The following is a 20,574-nucleotide window of genomic DNA, read 5'->3' as shown; positions in this document are numbered from 1 at the left end:
CGATCCGGAAACCCCTGTGGATAACTTTATCCACAGGCCCGGGGGCGTGCGGTACCACCGGGCACTATGGAACAACACGGCCCCCGGGGGCGGAAGGATCAGCCGGACGCGGCGAGGACCAGCGGAAGGACCTGGCCGCCGCCCGCCTGGCGGAGCAGGCGGGCGGCCACCGCGAGGGTCCAGCCGGTCTCGGTGTAGTCGTCCACGAGCAGGACGGGGCCGGCGGAACCCGCCAGGGCGGCGGCCAGGTCCTCGGGAACGGCGAAGGTGCCGGAGAGCGTCCTGAGGCGCTGAGCGGAGTTGCTGCGGCGCGCCGGGTGCGCCCCGTTCGCCTCCGTGTACGTCAGGGCGCCCAGGAAGGGGAGCCGGCCGATGCTCGCGATGCCCTGGGCGAGGGAGCCGACGAGCTGCGGCCGGGTCGAGGACGGCACGGCGACCACTCCCACCGGCCGGGCGGAGGCGTCCGCGACGTCGGGCGCCCAGCCGCCCGGGGAGCGCGCCCAGTCGGCGAGGACCGCCACCGCCGCCCGCAGGACGTCGTCGGGGACGGGGGCGTCGGGTGCGTCGTCGGCCAGCAGCGGGCGCAGCCGGTTGCCCCAGCCGATGTCCGAAAGCCGCCCCAGGGCGCGGCCCGTGGAGCACTGCTCCTTCGCCGGGATCCGTCCCTTGAGGTCGATGCCCAGTGCGGACATCCCCGTCGGCCACATGCGGCGCGGCTCGATCTCCACGCCCGGGCGGTCCAGTTCCTTCGCCGCCCCGGTCAGTGTCTCCGCCGAGACGGAGGAATCGGCCCAGACGCCCGCGCAGTTGTCGCAGCGGCCGCACGGAACCGCGCCCTCGTCGTCCAGCTGTCGGCGCAGGAACTCCATCCGGCACCCGGTCGTGCTCACGTAGTCGCGCATGGCCTGCTGCTCGGCGGCCCGCTGCCGGGCGACCCAGGCGTAGCGCTCGGCGTCGTACGCCCACGGCTGGCCGGTGGAGGCCCAGCCGCCCTTGACCCGCTTGACGGCCCCGTCCACGTCGAGGACCTTGAGCATGGTCTCCAGGCGCGTGCGCCGCAGGTCCACCGCCGCCTCCAGGACGGGCACGGACAAGGGACGCCCCGCGTCGGCGAGGGCCGACAGGGTCTGCCGTACCTGGGCCTCGGGCGGGAAGGCGGTATCGGCGAAGTAGCGCCAGATGGCCTCGTCCTCCTTGCCCGGCAGCAGCAGGACATCGGCGTGCTCGACCCCGCGACCGGCGCGGCCGACCTGCTGGTAGTAGGCGATCGGCGAGGACGGCGAGCCGAGGTGGATCACGAAGCCCAGGTCAGGCTTGTCGAAGCCCATGCCCAGGGCGGACGTCGCGATCAGGGCCTTGACCCGGTTCTCCTGCAGGTCGACCTCGGCCTGCAGCCGGTCGGCGTTCTCCGTGCGCCCCGTGTAGGAGGCCACGTTGAAGCCGCGCTGCCGCAGGAAGACGGTCGCCTCCTCGGCCGCGGCGACCGTGAGGGTGTAGATGATGCCGGAGCCCTGCAACTCGTCCAGGTGCTCGGCGAGCCAGCCCAGACGGTGCGCGGCGTCCGGCAGCCGGACCACACCCAGGCGCAGGCTCTCCCGGTCGAGCGGACCGCGCAGCACCAGGGCCTCCCCGGCGCCGGTGCCCAGTTGCTCGGCCACGTCCGCGGTGACCCGCGCGTTGGCGGTCGCGGTGGTGGCCAGTACAGGCACACCGGGGGCGAGTTCGGCGAGCATCGCCCGCAGCCGCCGGTAGTCGGGGCGGAAGTCGTGGCCCCAGTCGGAGATGCAGTGCGCCTCGTCCACCACGAGCAGGCCCGTGGTGGCCGCGAGCTTGGGCAGCACCTGTTCCCGGAAGTCCACGGAATTGAGGCGTTCCGGACTCACCAGGAGGACATCGGTCTCGCCGCGCTCGACTTCCCCGTAGATGGCGTCCCACTCTTCCGGGTTGGCCGAATTGATGGTGCGTGCCTGGATACCGGCACGTGCCGCGGCCTCGACCTGGTTGCGCATCAGTGCAAGGAGCGGGGAGATGATCACGGTGGGTCCGGAACCGCGTCGGCGCAGCAGGGCGGTGGCGACGAAGTACACCGCCGACTTGCCCCAGCCGGTGCGCTGCACCACCAGCGCCCGGCGCCGCTCCTCCACGAGCGCCGCCACCGCCTGCCACTGGTCCTCCCGCAGCCGCGCCGAGCTCCCTGGGGCGCCGACGAGCTCAGCGAGGATGGCATCGGCTTCAGTGCGGAGCTCCAGGTTGTCCATACCCCCATGCAACCCGATGGCTCGGACAATGGACAATCGGCCCGCTCACCGACCGTGACGAGCGGCTCCCGATCGGTTCGCGCCGTCGTGTCGGTCAGCGCCGGAAGCCACCGCGTTGAGCTGCTGGTCCTGCCCGCTGTACGAGGCCGGGGGGCGCCTGCGCGCGCGGCACGCGGCGCACTGAGGACGGCGGACCCGGGACGTGGTCCACCCCGGTGGGGTGAGCCGGGGCGCCATGACGGATCCGGCGACGGATGCGGCGAGTTCGGGCGCCGGGGCAGAGTCGTCCCGGCACGGTCCGGGCCGCGCGGCCCCCCGACCGACCGATTCCGGACGATGTCACGCGGGCCGTCCTGGCGGTACCCGCCGCCCGGCCCCGCCGGACGCGCGCCCTCCACCAGGTCTCGACCGCCCCACCGGCGCCCGCTGCGATGCTGGGCCGCCTCCTCGGGCGGCCCCATAGGGGGCGTTTGCGCTGGTACCGGCGGTCCCACCGGATTCGGATGCGTCATCGTCGGCGTGGCGGGGCAAGGATATGAACGGCATACCGGCCAATTACGGTCGGCGGCGCCGATTGCTCGTTGCCGCATGCTCACGGGCCGCGCGAGAATTGGAGTGTTCCCGCTCGGCTCGTCGGCACTCTTGAGGGCCGCGTTGCGGCGCGCCCACGATGTCAGCCGTGCCCGTCAGCGGGCGTGTACCCGAAGGGAGGACCGTGACCTTCGGATTCACCCCGTCCGCGTCCACATCCCTGATGACCGTCGCCGGTGGTGCCAGTCGGCACGGCAGACTGCTCGAACCCGCCGAGTGGACCGCCGCCGGGATCCCCCTGCTCCGCAATCCGCGCGAGGTCGTCGCCGGGCTGCACTCCCGGCACAGCCCCGTGCCCTCGACCGCCGTGATCGCCGTCCTCGGCCCCGAGGAACGGCTCGTGGCCAGCGCCTCCTTCGTCCAGCGGGCCACCTCGGCCGACGGCTGGGAGTACCGCAACGCACTCCTGGCGCGGCTGCGCCGGGTGCTTCCGCACGACCTCCGCAGACGGACCCCGGTCCGGACGGCGGTGCTGCTCTACTGCCGAGACGGCGACGAGCGGTGGACCGAAGAGGACGGCGCCTGGATGTGGGGGCTGCGGGACGCCTGCACCCTGCACGGGCTGCGGTGCGGCGCGTACATCACGCTGACCGGGGGCGGCTGGCAGGTGCTCGGCGAAGGCCGGGGCGGCCGACGGCCCAGTACGGACTCACGGCCGTTGCGGCTGGGTGACACCTCGACGGATCCGGTACCGCTGACGCTGCGCACCGGCGGCGGCGCGGCCGAGGCCCTGCGACGTACCGCCGCCCGCTGAGGTCGCCGCGGGCAGGGAATCAGCCGCGTGGACGCATGCCGCGCACACCCGTGCCGCGCCCGCACGCCGGCAGGCGTACGGACCCGGCACGGGTGGATACGGAACGTCAGACGCCGACGCCCAGTACGGAGTTGACCTGTGCGGGGTCGCCGCACACGATCAGCAGCGCACCGGCGCGCGTGAGCGCCACTGGCAGGGCCGCGGCGATCGCCTCGGCCGGACCGCCGTTGGCCGCGAAGACCACGACCGGACGGACCGCGGCGCGCTGGACCTGCGCCGCGTCCGCGTAGAAGACGTCGTCCCGGGCGTCCTGCTGAGCCCAGTACGCGCTCTCGCCGAAGGACAGTTCGTGCACCGTCCACGGGTGTGCGTCCCCGCTGGTGAGCAGCAGGATGCCGCCCGGCGCACGGCCGTTGTCGAGCAGCAGGTCCACGGCCTCTTCGGCCGCGTCCAGCGCGCCCTCGGCCGAAGCCGGGATCAGCTGGATCTGCGGCACCGCGGCGGAGACCGACGGTGCGGTGGGGGCCGCGGGGGCGGCCGGGGTGACGGAAGGGGTTCCGGGGGTGGCCTGCTGCGGCACCCGCTGCGCGGGGGGAGCGGGCCGGACCGGACCGGGACGCCCGGGCCGAGGCACGGCGGCGGGACGCGGACCAGGTACGGGTCGGGGGGTCTGCACGGTGCGGCTCGCGGCCGGCGTGACGCGGGGACCCTGGGCACTCTCGTGAATCTGAGACTCCTCGGTGGTGAGAGGCATGAGTTGGCATCTATCAAACGCCGGTACGAACGTACCGGCGGGTGGCACATGAGTGCGATCAGAAATCGAAGCCGAGCTGGCCTCCGTTTTCCAGGTCGCGCGATTCCTCGCTGCGGCGCACCTTCTTGAGGTGGCGCCATCGCGGCAGCGCGTCGAGGTAGGACCACGAGAGCCGGTGGTACGCGGTGGGCCCCCGCTCCTCGAGCGCCGCCCGGTGCACGGGCGAGGGATATCCGGCGTTGGCACCGAAGGCGAAGTCCGCGATCCCGTCGCCCGGTTCGCCGAGTCCGGCCATCATCCGGTCGCGCCACACCTTGGCGATCACCGAGGCGGCGGCCACGGCGACGCAGGACTGGTCGCCCTTGATCACCGTACGGACCCGCCAGGGCGCCCCGAGGTAGTCGTGCTTGCCGTCGAGGATCACCGCGTCGGGCCGGACGGGCAGGGCCTCCAGGGCGCGCACCGCGGCGAGCCGCAGCGCGGCGGTCATCCCCAGCTCGTCGATCTCCTCGGGGGACGCGTGCCCGAGGGCGTGCGCCGTGACCCAGCCCTCCAGGACGACGGCGAGCGTGTCCCGGCGCTTGGGGCTGATCAGCTTGGAGTCGGTCAGACCGTCGGGCGGGCGGCGCAGACCGGTCACGGCCGCGCACACGGTGACGGGTCCGGCCCAGGCTCCTCGTCCGACTTCGTCGACCCCCGCTACGACCTTGGCGCCGGTGGTGGCACGGAGGGAGCGTTCAACGGCGTGTGTGGGTGCTTCGTACGGCATGGCGCCAGCAAGGTTACGCCGCCCGGAGCCGCCTGCACACCCCGGGCCGGTCCCGGCTCACGCCCTGAGCAGCGGCATCAGCACCTGATCGATCATCTGCCTGATGTCGGGGTCTCCCCATTCGCTCCCGCACACCTTGGACCGGTACATCATGATCGCCGGGATTACATCGGCGACGAAATCTCCGGTGGCGTCGGGCCGTACGTCCCCCCGGCTGATTCCACGCTGTACGAGGTCCCGGAAGAGCCGGTTCGATGGCTCCGTGAGCCCCGTGCGAATGAGGTCGTGGAACCGGTCGGCGCTGCCGTTGTCGCATTCGTGAAGCACCGAGCGAAGCGCGATTCCGGCCCTCGACGCCATCGCGTCCCGCATATCGCGACAGAGCACGGCGAGATCCTCGCGGATGGACCCACGGTCCGGGATCTCCCCGAGCGCCGGAAGCCCGGCCCGCAGCACATCGGCCACCAGGTCCGCCTTCGAGGGCCAGCGCCGGTAGACGGCGGCCTTGCCGGTACGCGCCCCCGCGGCCACCCCCTCCATCGTGAGCCCGTGCCAGCCGACCGTACTGAGCTGCTCCAGGGCGGCGTCGAGAATCGCCAGATCCAGTTCGGGCCCGCGTCTGCGCCCCTGAGGCGCCGCTGACCAGGGCGAACCCACCACTGTCGCCACCTCCGTCCGGCCCGCGCGCCGGTCGCACACGTTTTCAGCCCTAGTGAACGCTTGCGTTCACTAGATCGCGGCTCCTACCGTGGACCCGCAGTGAACGAATGCGTTCACTATTTCACTTTGGGGGGATCCTCAGTGACAAGTCCGCAACTCGCCAAGCCTCGGATACCGGGCGCCGCCCGGCGCCAGGGAAGCCCCGGAGTGGCGCTCGCCGTCATCGCCGCCTGCCAGCTCATGGTGGTCCTCGACGCCACCATCGTGAACATCGCGCTCCCGCACATCCAGACCGCCCTGGACTTCTCCACCACGGATCTCTCCTGGGTGCTGAGCGCCTACACCCTGACCTTCGGCGGCCTGCTGCTGCTCGGCGGCCGGGCCGGAGACATCCTGGGCCGCCGCCGGGTGTTCATGGCCGGAATCCTGCTCTTCACCCTGGCCTCGCTGCTCGGCGGATTCGCCCAGGAGCCGTGGCACCTGCTCGCCGCCCGCGCCCTGCAGGGGGTCGGCGGCGCCATCGCCTCCCCCACCGCGCTCGCCCTGATCACCACCACCTTCGCCGAGGGCCCCGCGCGCAACCGGGCCTTCGGGGTGTTCGCCGCCGTCTCCGCCGGTGGCGGCGCCATCGGCCTGCTGACCGGCGGCATGCTGACGGAGTGGCTCAACTGGCGCTGGGTGCTCTTCGTCAACGTGCCGATCGGCGTGCTCATCGCCGTCCTCGCCCCGCTGTACATCAACGAGTCCGAGCGCCACCCCGGCCGCTTCGACCTCGCGGGCGCGCTCACCTCCACCGGAGGCATGGCCTCGCTCGTCTACGGGTTCATCCGGGCCTCGGAGGACGGCTGGCGCGACGGCCTGACCCTCGGCTCCTTCGGCGCCGCCGTGGTCCTGCTCGCGCTGTTCGCCCTCGTCGAGTCCCGGGCGCGCGAACCGATCACCCCGCTGCGGATGTTCGCCGACCGCAACCGCGCGGGCACCTACGTGATCATGCTCAGCCTCGCCGCGGCGATGTTCGGCATGTTCTTCTTCATCGTCCAGTTCGTCCAGAACGTCCTGGGCTTCTCCCCGATCAGATCCGGATTCGCCTTCCTGCCGGTGACGGTCGCGATCGTCACCGCCGCCGGACTCTCCCAGCGCTTCCTGCCGCGCTTCGGACCCAAGCCGTTCATGGTCATCGGCTCCACGCTGGTCGGCTCCGGGCTGACCTGGCTGACCTTCATCCGTACCGACTCCTCGTACGTCTCCGGCGTACTCGGCCCGATGCTGCTCTTCGGTTTCGGCATGGGCCTCAACTTCGTCACCCTCACCCTCACCGCGGTTTCCGGGGTGGCGCCCAAGGAGGCGGGCGCGGCGTCCGGGCTGCTGAACGCCAGCCAGCAGGTGGGCGGTTCGCTCGGTCTGTCCATTCTGGTCACTGTCTTCGGCACCGCCAGCCGTACCGAGGCGAAGGAGCAGGTCCCGGACTTCCTGGCCCACGCCGACCCCGGTCAGCTGGCCGCGTTCAAGGAGACCGGGCGCCTTCCCGGGGTCTGGGGACACGCCGTTCTGGCCCAGGGCATTTCCACCGCCTTCATCGCCGCCGTGGGCATGGCGGTCCTGGCGGTACTCACCGCGACATTGGTGGTCCGGGTCCGCACGAGCGACCTGGAAGCCCTCAACGGCACGGCCGCGACGGCCGGTCCGGCGGCCTGAGCCGCGGGGCACCGGGCATCGGGCACCGGGCACCCGCGACGGGCAGCCGGGGGACCGTGCGGACATCCCGTACGGTCCCCCGGAAGGTCAACGGCCCGCCGCTCAGCCCCCGGAACGGGACGGGAAGCTCCCGAGGCGCGCGCACTCCTCGAACGAGCCGGTCACCGGGCGGTCCCGCAGGATCTCCCGGGCCCGGCGGTCGCCCAGGCTCATCGCGTACCAGGGGACCTCGCCCGCGTCCGCCAGGTCGTCGTTGATACCGCGCAGCGCGCAGGAACGCTGCGGCTCGGGCAGCCGTTCCAGGGCGGGTACCGCGTCCGCGGACAGCGACTGGAGGTACGCGAGGTCGATCTTCGCGGACTCCGTGAAACGGCTCACGTTCTTCTCCGCGATCATCGCGTCCGGCGACAGCAGACCGAAGGCCAGGACCGTGACCGCCGCACTCGCCGCCACGGCTCTCGGGAGCCACTTCGCGCCGAAGACCCCCGCAGCGATGATCAGTACGATCACCAGCCCGAGCCAGAGCTCCATCGTGACCACCGACACCCGCAGCCGGGTCAGCCCGTACGCGTCCACGTAGAAATCCATACGGCGTACCGCCGAGGCGACCACAACCAGCGTGAGCAGGCACAGCGCACCCAGGACTCCGCGCACGAGCCTCTTGTCCCCCGGCCCGGAGCGCGGGGCCCAGCGCAGGGCGAACCCGATCACGGCGAGGGTGAGCACCGTGGCCCACAGCAGCTGCCAGAACCCCTGCCGGGCGTACTCGGCCGGGGTCAGGCCGGTGCGCTCCATCACCTTGTCGTACCCGCCGAACAGGACGGCGAGCTGTACGGCGATGAACCCGGCGAAGAGCAGGTCGAGCAGCACCAGCGGAATCGCCCACTCAACCCGGGACCGGGGCTTCCCGGGGGCCACCGCGACCCGGTCCCAGCGCAGCGGGGCTCCGGCGGCCCGCGCGGCCGCGAGTGCCACGGCCACGCCCAGCACGAACAGCAGTACCCGAACCGGGCCGTCCGAGACGGATGACGCCTCGGGCACCAGCTCACCGAGCACCTCGGCGAAGGCGGCGTCGGCGGACGCGAACAGGGTCCCGAAGACCATCAGCAGGGCTATTCCCACCGCCCCCGCCTTGATAACGGGCCACCAGTTCCGGCGGTTCCCGCTCCGGTGGGCCAGCAGTCCCCGCCAGGCCCACCGCAGTCCGGCGGGCACCGCTTCGAAGAAGCCGAGCGGGCTGAGCAGCACGCCGGGCCAGGTCCTGCTGCCGAAGAGCGCGAGGGCGGCGAGCCCGATCGCGGCCAGGACCGCGAGCGTCACGGGCCACGCGGATTCCCGCAGGGCCGGTATGACGAGCAGCGCGAGGCAACCGACCGCCCACACCAGCGTCCAGGGCCGCGGCCCGCGCCCCGCGGCGCGCGCGGCGACGTACGCGGCGGCGACGGCGGGCACGGCGGCGATCAGCAGCCCCGGCCCGATTCCGTCGCCGAGCAGCAGCGAGGCGGCGAGGCCGGCCGCCAGGGCGGCGACGAGGGTGCCGGTGCGGATCGGCGCGAGCTCGGCGGGCCGCAACGCGGCGGCCCAGCCGCGGTTCCTGGCCTGTTTCCGGGCCGTCCGCTCGGCCTGCTGCGCCTGCCAGTACTGCGTTCGCTGCCAGTGCTGCGCCTGCCGGGCCTGCTCCACCGTCCACTGCGGCGGCGGTTGCGCGGCGGCCGCCGGCCCGGTCGTCGGCGGCGTCGCGCCCGCTGACCCGGACCCGGACACGGTCCCGTCGGTCCGGCCCGCCCCCTCAGCGTGGTCGGCGGTGTTCTCCGTCATGGGTTCCCCTCCCGTGCAACCGCCCCTCCCCATCACTGGGCGGGGGCGGCAGAGGGGTCAGAGTAGGCCTCTGACGTGCGACGTCGACCGATCGCAGGGTTGCCTGTGGCAGGACCGTGACAAACCGAGCGGCTCGACGCCGCCTGTGGTCCTGGCGCCGCGAGGCAGCGAACGGCGGCGTGCGGCAGTCAGCGGGCGGCGGCCTCCGGGAGCCATGCGGGCAGCGCCTCCGTCTGGGCCAGCCAGGCGGCAGGCAGTACCTCGTCGCCGCGCGCGCCGAGCACCCCGCCGACGATGGCGCAGGTCGTGTCCACGTCCCCGCCGACCTGCGCGGTGGTCCAGAAGGCCTGCTCGAAATCGGTCAGCGAGCGGGCCGCCGACCACAGGGCGAACGGAACCGTGTCGTGGGCGCTGGTGCGCCGTCCGCAGCCCAGTACCGCCGCGACCGTGGTCGCGTCGGCGTAGTCGAGCATGTCCCGCGCGCGGCGCAGCCCGGCGCCGACCGCACTGCGCGGAACCAGTGCGATCACCCCGTCCAGGAGTTGCGCGGGCGTCGGCGGACCGGCCGGAGCCGCTGCCAGGGCGGCCGCCGCGGCCACCGCCATGGCCCCGCAGACGGCCTCGCGGTGCTGATGGGTGGTGTAGGCGGAGATCTCCGCCTGGTGGGTGGCCTGCTCGGGGTCGTCGGCGTACCAGGCGCCGAGGGGGGCGATGCGCATCGCGGCGCCGTTGCCCCAGGAGCCCTGGCCGTTGAACAGGGCGGAGGCCAGCTCACGCCAGTCCTGACCCTCGCGCACGAGGCGCAGCATGCGGTTGACGGCGGGACCGTAGCCGCGGTCGAAGTCGTGGTGGTGCGCGAAGGAGCGGGCCAGCGCGTCCTGGTCGACGCGCCCGTGGTCGGCGAGGACTGCGGCGACCGAGCAGGCCATCTCGGTGTCGTCGGTCCACTGCCAGGGTCCGGGCGGCAGCTCCCGCCGCTTGAGCAGCGGGTAGTTCACGGGGACGAAGAACTGGGAGCCCAGCGCGTCACCCAGCGCCAGCCCTCGGAGGCTGGCCAAGGCGCGTGCGTAGCGCCGGTCGAAAGCGGGTTCAGGGGTCATCGCGGGCAACTCTAGCCGTCCAGGTCGTAGGGCTCGGGTGTGGTCCAGCGTTCAAATGGGCGGTCCATCCGGTAGCGGCCGTCGTCCCCGAGCCGCAGCACCCGGAAGTCCCCGTTCGGGGGGTTGGACAGGCACTCGAATTCGGCCACCGACCAGTGGAACCAGCGCATGCAGAACAGCCGCATGGTCAGCCCGTGCGTCACCAGCAACACGTTCGGCGGATGGTCCGGGGCCTCGAAACTGCGGTAGAGGCTCTCCAGGAACGATCCGACCCGGTCGTAGACGTCGGCCCCCGACTCGCCCTGCGCGAAGCGGTAGAAGAAGTGGCCGTACGCGTCCCGGTAGGCCTTCTGGAGCCGTACGTCGTCACGGTCCTGCCAGTTGCCCCAGTCCTGCTCGCGCAGCCTCGGCTCCTCGCGCAGCCGCACCCGGGCCGGGTCGAGCCGCAGGTCGCGGAAGGTCTGCAGGGTCCGCCGGTAGGGCGAGAGGTACGCGCTGACGGGCTCGTCGCCGAAGAGGGCCCGCAGCCGTACGCCGGTCTCGGCGGCCTGCTCGTGCCCGGTGCGGGTCATCCGCAGGGCATGGTCGGGCTCCCTCTCGTACACCGAGTCGTCGGCATTGCCCTCAGATTCCCCGTGCCGGACGAGGACGATGCGCCGCGGTCGTGCCATCCCACGACCCTAATCCGGCCACCGCCGCCCGACGAACGGAGCGCGCCGTCAACGCGTGTGGTCATGGCGACATTCCTGAGATCACACGGTCACACGGTCACACGCCAAGGCCGCTCGACCGCACGGTCACAGGCCGCACGACCACACGACTACACGGCCACGCGCTCAGACCGTCCAGGAGGGTTCCAGGTCGACGACGTCCCCGGTCAGGGCCTCGACGTCGGCCTCGGTCTGCGCGCGCAGGGTGAGCCGCTCGACGCGTTCCTGGCGGTACTTGCCGTGTTCGGCCGCCGCGTGCCACATGGACAGCACCAGGAACTCCCGGCCGGGGGCCTCGCCGAAGAGCCCGCGCAGCATTCCGGGTGAGCCCGCCATGGCCGGATTCCACACCTTCTCCTGCATCAGCGCGAAGTGGTCGACCCGGCCCTCCCGCACCCGGCAGTGCGCGACCCGCACCACGTCGGCGTCGGTGAACCTCGGCTCGAACCCGGTCTTCACATCGAAGCGGTGATCGAAGAGGGTGACCCGCGGGTTCGTGAACGTGCCGTGCTGGGCGGCGGCCAGCCGGTCGTGCGAACGCGCCATGAAGGAGTCGTAGAAGGACCGGCTCTCCCAGAACGCGAAGACGTGCGCGACGCCTTGCCGGCCCCGGCTCCAGCCGCCGCCCTGCCCCCGAAATCCCGGTTCACCGGGCAGCCCCGCCCATTTGCGCTGCCCCCGCTCGAACCCGCGTCGGTCCGTCACCGTGCAGCGAATCCACTTGACCAGCACTGCGCCATCGTACGGTGCCCGGCGCGGCCCCGGTCAGTACTCGGCCCGGTACGTCCGCACCAGTTCACCGGCGTCCCGCTCGGACAGCCGGATCCCGAACTCCCGGGCGAGCAGCGCGATCAGCTCGCCGGCCGGGACCGGCCGCCGCTCGGTCCGCCCGTCGGGGTGGAGCCGGGTCAGCTCGTCCCGGACGAACGAGAGCCGGTGGGCGGCTCCGGGCACTCCCGGGCGGTGCGCGACGAACTGCCCGATGAACGCGGACCGGGGGTGCGTGGAGCTGTAGTGGTTCATCAGGACGTAGTCGACGGGGTGGGCGGGCTGCGGTCCGAAGGCGTACAGGTCCCGCCAGGAACCCTCCCGGAAGAAGGTCAGGACGAGGACGCCGTCCGCCTCGGCGCGCACGGCGTAGGTCCACTCCCCCTGGCGCACTTCCGCGCCCGGGCGGGCCAGCGGCACGGGTTCGCGCGGCCCCTGGTGGCCGAAGCCCGCGTCGCAGAGCCAGGGTTCACCGTCCACCGTGACCACGAGGACGGCATGGGTGACCGGCAGGAGCACATCACCCCGGGTGCGGTTGCGGGCGCCGCGCCCGGCCACCTCGAACCCGATCCGCTCCAGGGCGGCGGCGAGCAGCGAGTTCTGCTCGTAGCAGTAGCCTCCCCGGCTGCCGTGTACGAGCTTGTCCTCGATGCTCTTGATGTCCAGCTCGACGGGGCGGCCGAGCAGGACGTCGATGCTCTCGAAGGGAATGGCGGCGGTGTGCGCCCGGTGCACCCCGTACAACGTGTCGAGATCCGGCGCGAGTTCCCCGGTGTACCCGATCCGCGTCAGATACGCGTCCAGGTCCAGTTCGTCACCGCTCCACATGACTCCCCCACTTCCGTCCCGGGGAACCCGTACGCTGCGCCCCCGCACAATGATCGGCGCGGCTCCCCTTCCCACCGACCCGCACCGCTCTCACGCGGCGCTCCAGCCCGGCACCGTCGGCAGCACCTGCTCGGCGACCCGGAGCACCGCAGCATCCTCCGGCACCAGTCCGTCCTGACGCCAGAGGACGATCTCGAAGGAGCCCCCGCCGTCCTTCGCGTCCTTGGCGACCAGCAGGCTGCGGGTGACGACACCCGGGCCGGAGCTGCTCTTCCCGCCGCCGAGGCTGAACTGGAGCTTGATGGTCCGGTCCGAGTAGAGGACCGCCGGGTGCCCCAGTACGGTCTGCTTCTGCGCCGTGCTGCCCAGGAGGCCGGTCAGCTGGGCGACCGGGAAGCGGTCGTAGGACGACGTCAGCTTCACCGTGTAGGCCTTCGTCACGACGTTCGCCGCGGGGGTGGCGGTCTTGCTGCCGTCGGCATGCTCCACCGATCCGTCACTGCCCCACGCGTTCTGCGCCTGATCGGTGGGCGTACCGAGCAGCGTCGGCAGGTCGGGCCGGTTCAGCGCCTTGCACAGCTGCGCCCCGGAGACGAACTCGGACGTCGGCGGGGCACTGCGCACCGGCGAGCACACGGCGGGCTTCCCCGCGTCGGCCGTCGCCTGGGAGCGTTCCCCCACCGCCCACAAGGTGGCCAGGAGCCCGCCGACCGCGACCACCGCCGCCACCGTCTGCGCCCCCGCGCTCATGCCCTTCTTGGATCCGTTCACGTCGCCGCTCATGTACCCCACCCCGTTGTCCGCGCCCGATGCGCGCTGGGGGAGCCTAACCGGTGATCATTTTGTGGGAAAGCAATAAATGAACCTCGCGGAGGCCTCGGGTCGCACAACGCCGAGAGCGGTGGAGCCTGGCCGGCTCCACCGCTCTGAACAGCTACTTCACCTCAAACGAGACCGCGATCAGCTGCAACCGCTGGTCGAGCCACAGCCCTCGCAGATGTAGCAGGATCCGGCGCGCTGCATCTTCGTACCGCAGGAGAAGCACAGCGGGGCGTCGGCGCTCACGCCGAGCTGCATCTCCACCAGTTCGGCGCTGGAGTGCGCCTGCTTGGGAGCGGGCACCTCCACCGCGACCGGCTGCGGGGCGGACGGGACGACCGTCAGCGCGGCCGCCAGAGCCAGAGGCTCCGTTTCCAGCTCCTCCTCGAGCGGCTCGTACGAACCGGTGTCGAGGTGACGCTGACGCTCTTCGGCCGAGTGGATGCCGAGGGCGGAACGGGTCTCGAAGGGCAGGAAGTCGAGCGCCACGCGGCGGAAGATGTAGTCGACGATCGACTGCGCCATCCGCACGTCCGGGTCGTCCGTCATACCGGCGGGCTCGAAGCGCATGTTCGTGAACTTCGAGACGTACGTCTCCAGCGGGACGCCGTACTGCAGACCGACCGAAACGGCGATGGAGAAGGCGTCCATCATGCCCGCGAGGGTCGAACCCTGCTTGGACATCTTCAGGAAGACCTCGCCGAGACCGTCGTCCGGGTAGGAGTTCGCCGTCATGTATCCCTCGGCGCCACCGACCGTGAAGGAGGTGGTGATCCCCGGACGGCCCTTCGGGAGGCGCTTGCGGACCGGGCGGTACTCGATGACCCTCTCGACGGCCGTCCGGATGGTGTCCTCCGCCTTGGCGGTGACCTCCTTCTTCTCCTCTTCCTTCTTCTTGGCGGAGAGGGGCTGGCCGACCTTGCAGTTGTCGCGGTAGATCGCGAGCGCCTTGACGCCCATCTTCCACGCCTCGAAGTAGATCTCCTCGATCTCTTCGACGGTCGCCGTCTCCGGCATGTTGACCGTCTTGGAGATCGCGCCGGAGATCCAGGGCTGGATCGCGGCCATCATGCGGACGTGGCCCATCGCGGAGATGGAACGCTCGCCCATCGCGCAGTCGAAGACCGAGTAGTGCTCGGCCTTGAGACCCGGGGCGTCGACGACCACGCCGTGCTCGGCGATATGGGCGACGATCGCCTCGATCTGCTCCTCCTGGTAACCCAGGCGGCGCAGGGCCTGCGGGACGGTGCCGTTGACGATCTGCATCGAGCCGCCGCCGACGAGCTTCTTGAACTTGACCAGGGCCAGGTCCGGCTCGACACCGGTGGTGTCGCAGGACATCGCGAGACCGATGGTGCCGGTCGGCGCGAGGACGGACGCCTGCGCGTTGCGGAAGCCGTTCTTCTCGCCGAGCCGCAGGACGTCCTGCCAGGCCTCGGTGGCCGCGGCCCAGATCGTGTTGTCCAGGTCCTCGGTGCGCGGCGCGACGGCGTTGGCGTCGGAGTGCTGCTTCATGACGCGCTTGTGCGACTCGGCGTTGCGGGCGTAACCGTCGTACGGGCCGACGATCGCGGCCAGCTCGGCGGAACGCCTGTACGCGGTACCGGTCATCAGCGAGGTGATCGAGGCGGCGAGGGTGCGGCCGCCGTTCGAGTCGTACGCGTGGCCGGTGGCCATCAGCAGGGCGCCGAGGTTGGCGTAGCCGATGCCCAGCTGGCGGAAGGCGCGGGTGTTCTCGCCGATCTTCTGCGTGGGGAAGTCCGCGAAGCAGATGGAGATGTCCATCGCGGTGATGACCAGCTCGACGACCTTGGCGAAGCGCTCCGCGTCGAAGGACTGGTTGCCCTTGCCGTCGTCGTTGAGGAACTTCATCAGGTTCAGCGAGGCGAGGTTGCAGGACGTGTTGTCCAGGTGCATGTACTCGCTGCACGGGTTGGACGCGGTGATGCGGCCGGACTCGGGGCAGGTGTGCCAGTTGTTGATCACACCGTCGTACTGGATGCCCGGGTCGGCGCAGGCCCACGCGGCCTCGGCCAGCTTGCGGAAGAGCGCCTTGGCGTCGACCTTCTCGATGACCTCGCCGGTCATGCGCGCCCGCAGGCCGAACTCGGTGCCGTTCTCGACGGCCGTCATGAACTCGTCGTTCACGCGGACGGAGTTGTTGGCGTTCTGGTACTGGACGGACGTGATGTCGTCGCCGCCCAGGTCCATGTCGAAGCCCGCGTCGCGCAGGGCGCGGATCTTCTCCTCTTCCTTCACCTTGGTGGCGATGAAGTCCTCGACGTCCGGGTGGTCCACGTCCAGGACGACCATCTTGGCCGCGCGGCGGGTGGCGCCGCCCGACTTGATCGTTCCGGCGGACGCGTCGGCGCCGCGCATGAAGGAGACCGGACCGGAGGCGTTGCCGCCGGAGGACAGCAGCTCCTTGGAGGAGCGGATGCGGGAAAGGTTCAGGCCGGCGCCGGAGCCGCCCTTGAAGATCATGCCCTCTTCCTTGTACCAGTCGAGAATCGACTCCATGGAGTCGTCGACGGCCAGGATGAAGCAGGCGGAGACCTGCTGCGGCTGGGGCGTGCCGACGTTGAACCACACCGGCGAGTTGAAGCTGAAGATCTGGTGCAGGAGCGCGTAGGTCAGCTCGTGCTCGAAGATCTCGGCGTCGGCCGGGGAGGAGAAGTAGTCGAAGTCCTCGCCGGCCTTCGTGTAGGTCTTCACGATCCGGTCGATGAGCTGCTTGAGACCGGTCTCGCGCTGCGGGGTGCCGACGGCCCCGCGGAAGTACTTGCTGGTGACGATGTTGACCGCGTTCACCGACCAGAAGTCGGGGAACTCGACGCCACGCTGCTCGAAATTGATCGAGCCGTCGCGCCAGTTGGTCATGACGACGTCACGACGTGCCCAGGCCACCTCGTCGTACGGGTGCACCCCGGGGGTCGTGTGGATGCGCTCGATCCGAAGGCCGCTCTTTGCGCCCTTGGTTCCCTTGGTACGGGAACCTCGTGCCGAGCCGCTCGCCGTCTCTGTCATTGCCGCCTCCCATATACGGGCGAAACGCCCTCATGTGCCAGTGAAATTCCGTGGCACGGTTTTGACTGTCATCTACGTACGTGGCCTGACTGAACCCGGCCGCACCGCGGCCGCCCGGTCAGTCGGTGGCGGAGGCGGGCACGGGAACCCCGGAGGTCCCACCGGGCTCGCACTCTTGGGTGTGAGTCCGCCGGTCACGGAGTTCCGTGATGGCGGTCTCGAAGTCTTCAAGCGTGTCGAACGCCTTGTACACGGACGCGAACCGGAGGTACGCGACCAGGTCCAGCTCCTGCAACGGGCCGAGTATGGCCAGACCCACGTCGTGGGTGGTCAGCTCGGCACTGCCGGTGGCGCGCAGCGCCTCCTCGACCCGCTGGCCGAGTTTGGCGAGGGCGTCCTCGGTGACCGGTCGCCCCTGGCATGCCTTGCGGACGCCGGAGATGACCTTCGAGCGGCTGAACGGCTCCGTCACGCCGCTGCGCTTGATCACCATCAGTGACGCGGTCTCGACCGTGGTGAAACGGCGAGAGCAGTCCGGGCACTGACGGCGCCTGCGGATCGACGTCCCGTCGTCCGTGGTGCGACTGTCGACGACGCGGCTGTCGGGGTGCCTGCAGAAGGGGCAGTGCAAAGCTCCCAACCCTCCTTCTCGGCACGACTGAATCGCCTCCCGAAAAAGCCCACGCAGCAGCTGCCAGCAACAGATACAGGGCTCTGTCAGGGGCTCGGGAAGCAGCCACAAGCATATGCGATGTCGAGGACCTCGGCAGACCGGGGACCACAACCTCTGGGCGGCCGCGCCCATACAACCACTAGATCTTGGGTTGCGGGGGATTTTCTCCACTCCGCGTGTCGCGGCTCGCAATGGCCGGATACGGAGCGTTCCGGTGCCACACTGGGCGCACATCCCGGCAGCGGCTATCCGACCGGCAAGGGTACCGTAAGCAGGGCAAGCGGGATCGAACCCACGTTCGGTCAACCGGTCGTCTATACACCTCCCCGTATGGCCACACTGAGCGATCTGCGATTTTTCACTCGAACGTGTGTTTGGCGCAACCTTTCGAAAGCAACTACCGTTGTCCAACTAGGGAGAACATTTCGAGAGGGGCCGCAGACGTGACCACGACCGCAGACAGTGCCACCATCACTGCCCAGAACCGCTCCCAGAGCCGACTCGAGCCGGTGCATGCAATGAATGACTCAAGCCTGAACCAGGAGGCGGAGCCCACCCGCCCCGCACGCTCGCTGCCGGGGCGCCCGCCAGGCATCCGCGCCGACAGCTCGGGGCTCACGGACCGGCAGCGGAGGGTCATCGAAGTCATTCGCGACTCGGTGCAGCGACGCGGCTATCCGCCGTCGATGCGGGAGATCGGCCAGGCGGTCGGCCTGTCCAGCACCTCGTCCGTCGCCCACCAGCTGATGGCCCTGGAGCGCAAGGGCTTCCTGCGCCGCGACCCGCACCGCCCCCGGGCCTACGAGGTGCGCGGCTCCGACCAGCCCAGCTCGCAGCCCACGGACACCACCGGCAAGCCCGCCGCCTCCTACGTTCCCCTGGTCGGCCGGATCGCGGCGGGTGGCCCGATCCTCGCCGAGGAGTCGGTCGAGGACGTCTTCCCCCTCCCCCGGCAGCTCGTCGGTGACGGGGAGCTGTTCATCCTCAAGGTCGTCGGCGACTCGATGATCGAGGCCGCCATCTGTGACGGCGACTGGGTCACGGTCCGCCGCCAGCCCGTCGCGGAGAACGGCGACATCGTGGCCGCGATGCTCGACGGCGAGGCCACGGTCAAGCGGTTCAAGCGCGAGGACGGCCATGTCTGGCTGCTCCCTCACAACGCGGCGTACCAGCCGATCCCCGGCGACGAGGCGACGATCCTCGGCAAGGTCGTCGCGGTACTGCGGCGGCTCTGAAAGCCGCCGCCACCATTCGGCCCCGGGACCTACTGCGCCGGTCCCGGGGCTGCTTGCTGTCCGCCTCGCCGTCCGGCTGCCCGCCGCGCCGCGCGTCCGGCCGATCGTCCGCCTCGGCTGGGGACTACTTGCCGTCGGCCTTGGCGGTCGCGTCGATGGCGGCCAGGGAGCGCCGGACCTGGTTGCGGTCCGTGGTGTACCAGAAGTCCGGCAGCGTGGCCCGCACGAAGCTGCCGTAGCGGGCCGTGGCCAGCCGCGGGTCCAGCACCGCCACCACCCCGCGGTCGCCGGTGGCCCGTACGAGCCGGCCCGCGCCCTGGGCCATGAGCAGGGCCGCGTGGGTAGCGGCCACCGCCATGAAGCCGTTGCCGCCGCGCTCCTCCACCGACTTCTGCCGGGCACTCATCAGCGGGTCGTCGGGGCGCGGGAACGGAATACGGTCCATGATCACCAGCTGACAGCTGGGGCCCGGGACGTCCACGCCCTGCCAGAGCGAGAGCGTGCCGAAGAGACAGGTCTTCGGATCGGCGGCGAACGCCTTGATCAATTCGCCGAGCGTCTCCTCGCCCTGGAGCAGGATCGGGTGTTCGAGCCGCTCGCGCAGCTCCTCGGCGGCCGCCTTGGCCCCGCGCATGGATGAGAACAGGCCGAGGGTGCGGCCGCCGGCCGCCTCGATCAGCTCGGCCAGCTCGTCGACCATGTCCCCGCGGGTGCCCTCGCGCCCAGGGGTGGCCAGGTGCTTGGCGACGTAGAGGATGCCCTGCTTCGGGTAGTCGAACGGCGAGCCGACGTCCAGGCCCTTCCAGACCGGTACGTCCTCCCCCTCGACCCCTTCGGGCGAGAGCCCCATCGACGCGGCGACCCCGTTGAAGTCACCGCCAAGCTTCAGGGTGGCGGACGTGAGGACCACGGAACGTTCCTCGAACAGCTTCTCGCGCAGCAGGCCGGACACCGAGAGCGGGGCGACCCGGAGGGTGGCGCCGAAGCGGTCGTGGCGTTCGTACCAGACCACGTCGTACTCGGAACCGAGAGTGATCCGCTCCGCCACGCTGTGGATGCCCTCCACCGCGGCGAGGGCCTGCTTGCGTACGGCGTCCTCGTCCTGGACGGACTTGTCGCGGGTGCCGCCGATCGCCGAGATCACATTGCGTGAGGCGTCCCGCAGGGCGAGCAGGGCGTAGCCGAGGTCATCGGGGACGACTTCCAGCCTGCCCGGCAGCGCCAGCTCCATGACCCGCTCGAAGGTCTCGGCCGCGGTCTGGAGCGAATCCGCGATCTTCTCGTTGACCAGCTTCGCGGACCGCTTCACGGCGCGGTTGACCTGGCCCGGAGTGAGTTCGCCGGTGGCGACTCCGGTGACCCGGGAGACCAGCTCGTGGGCCTCGTCGACGATCAGCACCTCGTGCGGCGGGAGCACCGGAGCGCCCTGGATCGCGTCGATGGCCAGCAGGGCGTGGTTGGTGACCACGACGTCGGCGAGCTTGGCCCGCTCGCGGGCCGCCTCGGCGAAGCACTCAGCCCCGTACGCGCATTTCGTCGCGCCCAGGCACTCCCGGGAGGACACGGAGATCTGCGCCCAGGCCTTGTCCGAGACGCCGGGGGTCAGGTCGTCCCGGTCGCCGGTCTCCGTCTCGTCGGACCAGTCGCGCAGGCGCAGCAGGTCCTTGCCCAGCTTGCTCGTGGCGGTGGCCGCTTCGAACTGGTCGAAGAGGCCTTCCTCCTCGTCCTGCGGCGCGCCCTCGTGCAGGCGGTGCAGGCAGAGGTAGTTGGAGCGGCCCTTGAGCATGGCGAACTGCGGTCGGCGGCGCAGCTGCGGATGCAGCGCCTCGACCGTGCGCGGCAGGTCCCGCTCGACCAGCTGGCGCTGGAGGGCGAGCGTGGCGGTGGCCACGACCACGCGCTCGCCGTGTGCGAGGGCGGGCACAAGGTAACCGAGGGACTTTCCGGTACCCGTACCTGCCTGGATCAGCCGGTGGGAGTTGTCGTCGATGGCTTCGGCGACGGCTTCGGCCATGGCCACCTGGCCGGGCCGCTCCGTACCGCCGACGGCGGTGACGGCGGCGTGCAGCAGGTCGGGGAGAGAGGGCTTCGTCATAGCACTGCCAACCCTACGGG

The 20,574-nt window shown here is 71.0% G+C and carries 16 protein-coding genes; 3 read left to right on the top strand and 13 right to left on the bottom strand.

The genetic code is table 11. From position 1 onward, the window contains the following. Window positions 1-98: 98 nt before the first annotated feature. Window positions 99-2,258 carry a RecQ family ATP-dependent DNA helicase gene (locus tag QMF80_RS14045; protein WP_283453027.1) on the bottom strand — a complete coding sequence of 720 codons (2,160 nt, stop codon included), beginning with the start codon at window positions 2,256-2,258 and terminating at the stop codon, window positions 99-101. Between the two features lie 715 nt (window positions 2,259-2,973). On the opposite strand from QMF80_RS14045, the gene QMF80_RS14040 reads away from it, so the two are divergent. After that, entirely contained in the window at window positions 2,974-3,603 is a 630-nt protein-coding gene (locus tag QMF80_RS14040) for a hypothetical protein (RefSeq protein WP_283453025.1), read from the top strand. A gap of 106 nt (window positions 3,604-3,709) precedes the next feature. Here QMF80_RS14040 and QMF80_RS14035 read toward each other — a convergent pair whose 3' ends face one another. From QMF80_RS14035 to QMF80_RS14025, 3 genes are read right to left on the bottom strand one after another with little or no spacing between them, the layout of a single operon-like run. After that, the gene (locus QMF80_RS14035; protein ID WP_283453023.1) at window positions 3,710-4,357 is read right to left on the bottom strand and encodes a hypothetical protein; all 648 of its coding nucleotides are present in this window, start codon (window positions 4,355-4,357) and stop codon (window positions 3,710-3,712) included. 58 nt (window positions 4,358-4,415) lie between these two features. Next, window positions 4,416-5,126 carry a ribonuclease HII gene (gene rnhB, locus QMF80_RS14030; protein WP_283453021.1) on the bottom strand — a complete coding sequence of 237 codons (711 nt, stop codon included), beginning with the start codon at window positions 5,124-5,126 and terminating at the stop codon, window positions 4,416-4,418. A 57-nt stretch (window positions 5,127-5,183) separates the two neighbouring features. Then, a complete protein-coding gene (locus QMF80_RS14025; protein WP_283453019.1) occupies window positions 5,184-5,786 on the bottom strand; it encodes a TetR/AcrR family transcriptional regulator in 603 nt (200 codons plus the stop codon). 141 nt (window positions 5,787-5,927) lie between these two features. On the opposite strand from QMF80_RS14025, the gene QMF80_RS14020 reads away from it, so the two are divergent. Beyond that, window positions 5,928-7,481, top strand: coding sequence for an MFS transporter (locus QMF80_RS14020; protein WP_283453018.1), 1,554 nt, complete (start codon window positions 5,928-5,930; stop codon window positions 7,479-7,481). A 102-nt stretch (window positions 7,482-7,583) separates the two neighbouring features. Here the strand turns inward: QMF80_RS14020 and QMF80_RS14015 are convergent, their stop codons facing one another. The 8 genes from QMF80_RS14015 to nrdR form a co-directional block, all read right to left on the bottom strand. Continuing rightward, window positions 7,584-9,299 (bottom strand): DUF4153 domain-containing protein, encoded by a 1,716-nt coding sequence (locus tag QMF80_RS14015; protein WP_283453017.1) that lies wholly within the window; start codon window positions 9,297-9,299, stop codon window positions 7,584-7,586. A gap of 188 nt (window positions 9,300-9,487) precedes the next feature. Continuing rightward, a complete protein-coding gene (locus tag QMF80_RS14010) occupies window positions 9,488-10,399 on the bottom strand; it encodes an ADP-ribosylglycohydrolase family protein (protein WP_283453016.1) in 912 nt (303 codons plus the stop codon). 11 nt (window positions 10,400-10,410) lie between these two features. After that, a complete protein-coding gene (locus QMF80_RS14005) occupies window positions 10,411-11,070 on the bottom strand; it encodes a histidine phosphatase family protein (RefSeq protein WP_283453015.1) in 660 nt (219 codons plus the stop codon). Between the two features lie 165 nt (window positions 11,071-11,235). After that, the gene (locus QMF80_RS14000; RefSeq protein ID WP_283453013.1) at window positions 11,236-11,841 is read right to left on the bottom strand and encodes a YdbC family protein; all 606 of its coding nucleotides are present in this window, start codon (window positions 11,839-11,841) and stop codon (window positions 11,236-11,238) included. A gap of 33 nt (window positions 11,842-11,874) precedes the next feature. Continuing rightward, window positions 11,875-12,705 carry an arylamine N-acetyltransferase family protein gene (locus QMF80_RS13995; RefSeq protein ID WP_283453011.1) on the bottom strand — a complete coding sequence of 277 codons (831 nt, stop codon included), beginning with the start codon at window positions 12,703-12,705 and terminating at the stop codon, window positions 11,875-11,877. Between the two features lie 90 nt (window positions 12,706-12,795). Further along, the gene (locus QMF80_RS13990; protein WP_283453009.1) at window positions 12,796-13,488 is read right to left on the bottom strand and encodes a DUF6215 domain-containing protein; all 693 of its coding nucleotides are present in this window, start codon (window positions 13,486-13,488) and stop codon (window positions 12,796-12,798) included. Window positions 13,489-13,665: 177 nt separating this feature from the next. Next, entirely contained in the window at window positions 13,666-16,551 is a 2,886-nt protein-coding gene (locus tag QMF80_RS13985; protein WP_283453007.1) for a vitamin B12-dependent ribonucleotide reductase, read from the bottom strand. A gap of 118 nt (window positions 16,552-16,669) precedes the next feature. Beyond that, entirely contained in the window at window positions 16,670-17,182 is a 513-nt protein-coding gene (gene nrdR / locus QMF80_RS13980; RefSeq protein ID WP_283453103.1) for a transcriptional regulator NrdR, read from the bottom strand. A 485-nt stretch (window positions 17,183-17,667) separates the two neighbouring features. On the opposite strand from nrdR, the gene lexA reads away from it, so the two are divergent. Then, complete coding sequence (gene lexA / locus QMF80_RS13975; protein WP_283453005.1) at window positions 17,668-18,459, top strand: transcriptional repressor LexA; 792 nt, start codon at window positions 17,668-17,670, stop codon at window positions 18,457-18,459. Between the two features lie 124 nt (window positions 18,460-18,583). Here the strand turns inward: lexA and QMF80_RS13970 are convergent, their stop codons facing one another. Beyond that, a complete protein-coding gene (locus tag QMF80_RS13970) occupies window positions 18,584-20,554 on the bottom strand; it encodes an ATP-dependent DNA helicase (RefSeq protein WP_283453002.1) in 1,971 nt (656 codons plus the stop codon). Between the last annotated feature and the right edge of the window lie 20 nt (window positions 20,555-20,574).

Source organism: Streptomyces sp. G-G2, assembly GCF_030063135.1.
GTDB lineage: Bacteria > Actinomycetota > Actinomycetes > Streptomycetales > Streptomycetaceae > Streptomyces.
This window is presented reverse-complemented; position numbering and strand designations above follow the sequence as displayed.

Bases quoted from the DNA above. Each gene is read 5' to 3' on its own strand.
- QMF80_RS13995 (WP_283453011.1), bottom strand. From the start codon at position 12,705: ATGTGGAGCGGTGACGAACTGGACCTGGACGCGTATCTGACGCGGATC.
- rnhB (WP_283453021.1), bottom strand. From the start codon at position 5,126: ATGCCGTACGAAGCACCCACACACGCCGTTGAACGCTCCCTCCGTGCC.
- QMF80_RS14045 (WP_283453027.1), bottom strand. From the start codon at position 2,258: ATGGACAACCTGGAGCTCCGCACTGAAGCCGATGCCATCCTCGCTGAG.
- QMF80_RS14010 (WP_283453016.1), bottom strand. From the start codon at position 10,399: ATGACCCCTGAACCCGCTTTCGACCGGCGCTACGCACGCGCCTTGGCC.
- QMF80_RS13985 (WP_283453007.1), bottom strand. From the start codon at position 16,551: ATGACAGAGACGGCGAGCGGCTCGGCACGAGGTTCCCGTACCAAGGGA.
- QMF80_RS13970 (WP_283453002.1), bottom strand. From the start codon at position 20,554: ATGACGAAGCCCTCTCTCCCCGACCTGCTGCACGCCGCCGTCACCGCC.
- QMF80_RS13990 (WP_283453009.1), bottom strand. From the start codon at position 13,488: ATGAGCGGCGACGTGAACGGATCCAAGAAGGGCATGAGCGCGGGGGCG.
- QMF80_RS14035 (WP_283453023.1), bottom strand. From the start codon at position 4,357: ATGCCTCTCACCACCGAGGAGTCTCAGATTCACGAGAGTGCCCAGGGT.
- QMF80_RS14005 (WP_283453015.1), bottom strand. From the start codon at position 11,070: ATGGCACGACCGCGGCGCATCGTCCTCGTCCGGCACGGGGAATCTGAG.
- QMF80_RS14015 (WP_283453017.1), bottom strand. From the start codon at position 9,299: ATGACGGAGAACACCGCCGACCACGCTGAGGGGGCGGGCCGGACCGAC.